Raw genomic sequence first — 3,481 nt, forward strand, 5'->3', positions numbered from 1 at the left:
TACTGAAATGGATAATTACGAAGAAATTACATATGAAGGCTACGGTCCTGGCGGCGTTGCTCTTACTGTAGAATGTTTAACAGATAATCGCAATCGTACGGCCGCTGATGTGCGCCATGCGTTTTCTAAAAATGGTGGTAACCTTGGTGAAACAGGCTGCGTAGCTTGGATGTTTAAACGTAAAGGTATTTTTGTTATTGCTGCAGAAGGTCATGATGAAGAAGAATTGACTTTACTTGCTTTAGAAGCTGGGGCAGAAGACCTTAAAAACGAAGAAGATTCCTTTGTTATTTACACTACACCAGAAGATTATGATACTGTTGAAGCTGCCTTAGCTGATGCGGGCATTGAAACAGAAGTAAGCAAAATTACTATGGTTCCAGACAATAGTATTGAATTAGATGGCGATAATGCCGTTAAAATGCAAAAAATGCTCGATGCTTTAGATGATCTTGATGATGTACAAGATGTATATCATAATGCAGTTCTACCTGAGGAAGAGGCATAATTACATATTATACAAGGCTCTCTCTAAGATAATTAGGGAGAGTTTTTTGATGGGAGAAAAAAGTATAATATATTTACATCACTATATTTATATCTATCAATATGATATAATAAGTTAGTAATTGTTATTGATTATTAATGATAGTATAACTATTTTTACTTGTTAGTCATTTCGAAAGGATGATAGGTAAAATGAAGCAATATGATATTATTGTCATCGGTACTGGCGGGGCTACTATTGTAGCTGACGCAGCTATAAAAAAAGGCAAGAAAGTGGCCATTATTGAAAAAGGCAAGTTCGGTGGCACTTGCTTGACACGTGGTTGCATTCCAACAAAGGTTATGGTAACTGTAGCTGATGCAGTGCGCGAAATTGAAGAACTTCCTAAAATTGGTGTAAAAGTTGAACCAGCTAGCATTGATTGGGATGTAATGTCAAAACGTGTATGGCAAAAAATCGATGAAAGTATCGGCATGGAAGCTTACTATAAAGAGTTTGATAATGTCGATGTATATAATGGTGCCGCTTCCTTTGTGAAGGATAAGGTGTTAACGGTAGCCTATACTGATGGTGGTGTAAGTGAAGAAATTACAGCTCCAATTATTGTATTAGGTGTAGGCGGGCACACTAAGATTAATCCTCTTAAAGGCCTTGAAGAAGCAGGCTATATGAGTAGTGAATCCTTATTCGGTAATAAATACCCTCAAAAGCCTTTTAAAAAATTAATCGTTATGGGTGGGGGCCCTATTGGTACTGAGTTTGCTCATGTATTTGCTGCAGCTGGTACAGAAGTGACTTTGATTCAACACAATGTACGTTTATTACCTAAAGAAGATGAAGAAATTTCAGAGCAAATCTACAAAGACATTACCCGTCTTGGCATCAATGTAATTCTTAACCAAGAGCCGGTAGAAGTACGTGTAGAAAATGGTGAGAAAGTAGTTGTCATTGAAGACCGTAAAACTGGTGAAATCCGTGAAGTACGCGGCGAAGAAATTTTAATGGCTTCTGGTATTAAACCGGCTACTGAAGAATTGATGTTAGAAAATACTTCTATTGAAACTAAACGTGGTGGTTGGATTAAAACTAATGAATTCTTAGAAACATCAGTAGAAGGCGTATATGCTATGGGTGATGTAAATGGGGAAGCGCCATTTAGACATAAGGCCAATTATGAAGCGGATATTATTGCTCATAATCTATTTTTTGCCGAAACACCTCAAGACTATCGCTGGGCTCGTTACGATTTAGTGCCAGCCGTAACCTTTACATATCCCCAAGTAGGACATGTTGGTTTGACTGAGGCACAAGCTAAGGAATTAGGCTATGATGTAAAGACGGGTAAAAACTACTACTCTGCATCAGCTAAGGGCTTTGCTATGGGCTTTGATCCTGGTGACGAAAATGATGGTTTTGTAAAAATTGTAGTTGATACAAAAACAAATCATATCCTAGGGGTACATGTGATTGGCCCTCAAGCGTCCATATTATTCCAACCATATGTTAATCTTTTAAATAGTGGCGATACACCATTAACACCAATTAATGAAGAAATTGGCTCACCACTTACAAAACAACTTCGCGCAGAAGGTCTAGTTCGTAAAATGGATCCTCACTCCGTTATTACTGTAGGGGAAACAATGACACCACATCCAACCTTATCGGAGATTGTTATGTGGACTCAAGTATACTATGAGCATCGATGGTAAGATATCGCTTATTAATAGGCCTCACTTAAAGGCATCCGTAGTAGATACAAAATGCATAAGTAAATAATAAAAATCGTATTGATAATTATTGAGAAACGTTGTACAATAATTTTAACGAAATGAATGATAATCCGGTAGTATCTTTTGGTGCTAACGGATTATCTATTATAGCCTGAAATATAGGGGATTATAGTTTATATATTAGAGGGCTTATTTTACTAAATATAAGTTAGTTGATAATGCTAATTGTGATAACATTGTAGATGTAGATGTAGATGTAGATGTAGATGTAGATGTAGATGAGTGAGGGAATAGGTATGCAAGACTTACTAATACGCATGTATGTGCCTAATAGAGAATGTATTAAAGCGCCAACAGTGCGAACTAAATATGGTGATTTAGCCAGTGTAGTAGGGATTATTGTTAATTTAATAATTTGTATAGGTGAAGTAGCCGTTGGCATTTTAATCGGATCCTTAGCTATGATAAGTGATGGCATACATAATGTAACTGATGCAGGCGGTTCGTTGATTTCTCTTATTAGTTTTCGCTTAGGTGCTAAAAAAGCTGATGAAGTACATCCATTTGGCTTTGGACGCATGGAATACCTATTATCCATAGGTTTTTCCTTATTGTTGTTTGTGTTGGCCATACAAATTTTAATTGAAGCCGTTCATCGTATTATAACGCCAGAAGTTGTGCCATTTTCTCTTACTTCTGTTGTAGTAATGCTTTGCGCTATGGGGCTTAAATTTTGGCTCTATACATTTTTAAAATATGTAGGCAATTTAGTGGACTCGCCTATATTACGTGCTAATAGTTTAGAAACACTGTCGGATATTTGGGGCATTGCCGGTGTTACTATAGGCTTAGTTATTGGCGGACTCTTTGCATTGCCGGTGGATGGGTATTTAAGCTTTTTAGTGGCCCTTCTCATAGGACGTGCAGGATACCATGTATTATCTGATGCGATTACGCGTATTTTAGGTCAGGAGCCAAGCCCTGAACTAGTGAAATCTATCGTGGATTTAGTGAAGTCTTACAAAGGGGTAGAAGGGGTGCATGATTTAGTTGTTCATGATTATGGCCCTGGTAATGTCTTTGCTAGTATACATGTGGAAGTAGATGCTAAGGTAGACGTAATAAAAAGTCATGCCTTAGTGGACCGCATTGAACGTGATGTGGCCAATAATTTGTATGTCAATCTTACAATTCATATGGACCCACGTATCATTAATGATGAAATGATTAAACTCTACAATAT

3 protein-coding genes are annotated in these 3,481 nt (G+C 37.2%); all 3 read left to right on the top strand.

Going from position 1 to position 3,481, the window contains the following annotated elements; translation table 11 throughout:
- On the top strand, positions 1-508 hold a 508-nt coding region (locus Q0376_RS08895; RefSeq protein ID WP_298706664.1), incomplete at its 5' end, for a YebC/PmpR family DNA-binding transcriptional regulator.
- A 191-nt stretch (positions 509-699) separates the two neighbouring features.
- On the top strand, positions 700-2,217 hold the full coding sequence (locus tag Q0376_RS08900) for an NAD(P)/FAD-dependent oxidoreductase (protein ID WP_298706666.1): 1,518 nt from the start codon (positions 700-702) through the stop codon (positions 2,215-2,217).
- Between the two features lie 299 nt (positions 2,218-2,516).
- A partial coding sequence (locus Q0376_RS08905) for a cation diffusion facilitator family transporter (RefSeq protein WP_298706668.1) occupies positions 2,517-3,481 on the top strand: 965 nt, incomplete at its 3' end.

It is taken from the genome of uncultured Veillonella sp., assembly GCF_937981445.1.
Classification (GTDB): domain Bacteria; phylum Bacillota; class Negativicutes; order Veillonellales; family Veillonellaceae; genus Veillonella_A.